Origin of the sequence: Plesiomonas sp. (assembly GCF_051650925.1) — a bacterium.
In the GTDB taxonomy this organism is placed as follows: Bacteria; Pseudomonadota; Gammaproteobacteria; order Enterobacterales; family CAMTGL01; genus Plesiomonas.
In genome coordinates this window covers 1-2,489 of record NZ_JBOFRH010000321.1, presented here as the reverse complement: position 1 = coordinate 2,489, position 2,489 = coordinate 1, and the positions used below count along the sequence as shown (strand labels likewise).

The window sequence follows — 2,489 nt, the reverse complement described above, 5'->3', positions numbered from 1 at the left end:
GACATCGCCAAAGAGTCTGCCAACATGACCAAGCAAAACATGATGATGCAAGCGGGTATTTCGGTGCTGTCTCAGGCCAACCAAACCCCATCTATGATCATGGGTCTGCTGCGTTAATGACCGATGACCGCAGGCGTGTTCTGCGGTACACCGATATAAAAAGGGGCCACAAGGCCCCTTTTTACTGTGTTTTGCCGGTCATACCGGTCGTGCGTTCGGGTTTGACCGGCAAAATACAGTAACTTTCCAGATGGCATTTTTTTTGCATATTCGCATAGGCGTGATTCCCATCATTAACTGTGGGGATCACGGCAGACCAGACACAGAGGATTGACTATGGGCATGACCATTGGCGGTATCGGTACTCTGCCGATCGAAGATTTGATTTATGCGCAGCTGTATTCTGAGCGCTTGCCGAAAGAAACCCAGTGGCAGCGTCAAGAGACTCAGAATACCGCACTGATTACCGCGTACCGTGAAACCCAGTCCTCGGTAAATAAACTGCGCACTGCCGCTGAAAAATTAGATAGCGCCCGTGAGCTGAACAAAACCACCGTTATTGCCGGAGATGACAAAATTTTGTCGGCCAGCGTTAACGGTACCACTGCCAGCGGTAATTATGAGTTTAAAGTGACTCAGATGGCCCAGATTGGCCGTGAAAAAGTGCTGTTTGACGGTAATGACACTGCTGGGCAGGATCAGACGCTCACTATTGGCTACGGTAAAGATGCCTTTGATGTCACGGTTGCCGCTGGCAGCTCGTTAGAAGATATCGCTGCACAAATTAACAGTGATAAAAATAATCCCGGAGTAAAAGCGGCGGTAGTACGCGAAGACGGGGATCAATACTCACTGGTCATCAGTGGTAAAGATACCGGTGATAGTAATGCAGTCACGGTAACGTCCTCAAATTCGGCAACCAAGATTAATTCATTACAAACTGCCCAAGATGCCATGTTGGAAATGGGGTCGCTGAAATTCAGATCCAAAAACAACAAATTTGACAACATTATCGATGGTATATCGGTAGAGGCAAAGCAGGTTGGTAACACAACGGTCAGTGTCAAGCCTGACAACAATGGAACCAAAGAAGCGGTTAAAAGCTTTGTTGATGCTTACAACGAACTGGTAGATACCATTGATAAGCACTCCAAAGCGACTGAAGTGACCGATGCTGATGGTAAAAAGCGTAAAAAGCCTGGGGCACTGGGTGGCGATAGCATGACCCGCGGCATGATGAGCCAGCTGCGTAACAGCTTGGGTCAGGTGTATGACGGTAAAACCTTGTCGATGCTTGGAATTAAAACCGATCGGCAGGGCAAACTGGAAATTGATGATGAGAAGCTGACCAAAACCATCAATGAAGATCCAGAAAGCATCAGTACCGTATTTCTTGGTGCTGATGGCAAGAGTGGGTTAATGCAAAGCATTACCACCAGCTTAAAAGATTACAAAACTTCTGGCGGTAACTTTACCACTCGGATTGACCGCTTGGAGCAAGAGCAGAAAAAAATCGGCCAAGAGCGCGAAGATCTGGATGCTCGGCTAAAAGTCCGCGAGCAATCCCTGCGCGAGTACTACGCCAATATGGATAAAATGATCAGTAGCATGCAACAGACCCAAAATATGTTGTACGGCATGTTGATGAGCTAATTGACAGTGAATGAATGATGAATAACGGACTTAACGCTTACCAACAAGCTAAAACACAAGCGCAGGCTGCTGCGGCTAGCCCGCATCGGCTCATTCTGATGCTGCTAGATGGTTTGCTTGATAACTTGACCCGTGCACGCGGTTTTATGGATCGCGGGCAAGTCGAGCAAAAAGGCCAGATGATCACTAAATGTCTGGATATTTTGCAGGGAATGAGTGCCATTTTAGATATGGAAAAGGGCGGTGAGATCGCAACTGAGCTGTACCGTCTGTATGACTACTGTGGTCGTCGTCTGTTTGAGGCAAACGCTCAGAACAGTACCGAAATAGTGGATGAAGTCAGTGGCCTGATCAGCGAGATCCGTGAAGGATGGCTGGCATTGCACCCGAGTAAAGTGACCGGCCAATGAGAGAACTCAGTGAGCGGTTACAGCGGTTGAGTCAGGCGATGGAGCAAGCAGCACGGAGTGGCAATTTTGTACTGCTGGCTGAACTGGATCAAAAATTGCTTACCGGATTATCGCGTCTGAATGCGGCTGAGATCCCTGCCGATGTTCAGCCGATACTCAAGCATTTGGCGGCCCGCTATCCACAGTGGATTCAGGTCGCTCAAGCTGAACAGACACAGATCCGAGAAAAAATCTGTCAGCAACCCTCACAGCAACAAGGCCTGCAGGCTTACATACAGAACTCATGACTATACAACTGACGCAACTTACATCTGCTTCGTCTTCCGTTACCCGTAGTCGTACTGCTTCTGCTTCTGGCAGCAGTGTACAGCCGGCTGCCGATCATCGTGATGGTGACCGTTTTAGCCAGTCGTTAAGTGGCCGAGC

The 2,489-nt window shown here is 48.6% G+C and carries 4 protein-coding genes; all 4 read left to right on the top strand.

Going from position 1 to position 2,489, the window contains the following annotated elements:
• Positions 1–3: 3 nt before the first annotated feature.
• The 4 genes from ACRC27_RS07530 to ACRC27_RS07515 all read left to right on the top strand — a co-directional run bounded on the left by ACRC27_RS07530 (position 4) and on the right by ACRC27_RS07515 (position 2,350).
• Complete coding sequence (locus ACRC27_RS07530; protein ID WP_438639564.1) at positions 4–117, top strand: flagellin; 114 nt, start codon at positions 4–6, stop codon at positions 115–117.
• Between the two features lie 219 nt (positions 118–336).
• Positions 337–1,653 carry a flagellar filament capping protein FliD gene (fliD, locus tag ACRC27_RS07525; RefSeq protein ID WP_438639563.1) on the top strand — a complete coding sequence of 439 codons (1,317 nt, stop codon included), beginning with the start codon at positions 337–339 and terminating at the stop codon, positions 1,651–1,653.
• Between the two features lie 17 nt (positions 1,654–1,670).
• A complete protein-coding gene (fliS, locus tag ACRC27_RS07520) occupies positions 1,671–2,063 on the top strand; it encodes a flagellar export chaperone FliS (RefSeq protein WP_438639562.1) in 393 nt (130 codons plus the stop codon).
• A complete protein-coding gene (locus tag ACRC27_RS07515; RefSeq protein ID WP_438639561.1) occupies positions 2,060–2,350 on the top strand; it encodes a hypothetical protein in 291 nt (96 codons plus the stop codon). Before fliS ends, ACRC27_RS07515 begins: the two co-directional genes overlap by 4 nt.
• The last annotated feature ends 139 nt before the right edge of the window (positions 2,351–2,489 follow it).

Coding starts and splice junctions, on each gene's coding strand:
- fliD (WP_438639563.1), top strand. CDS start 337: ATGGGCATGACCATTGGCGGTATCGGTACTCTGCCGATCGAAGATTTG.
- fliS (WP_438639562.1), top strand. CDS start 1,671: ATGAATAACGGACTTAACGCTTACCAACAAGCTAAAACACAAGCGCAG.
- ACRC27_RS07515 (WP_438639561.1), top strand. CDS start 2,060: ATGAGAGAACTCAGTGAGCGGTTACAGCGGTTGAGTCAGGCGATGGAG.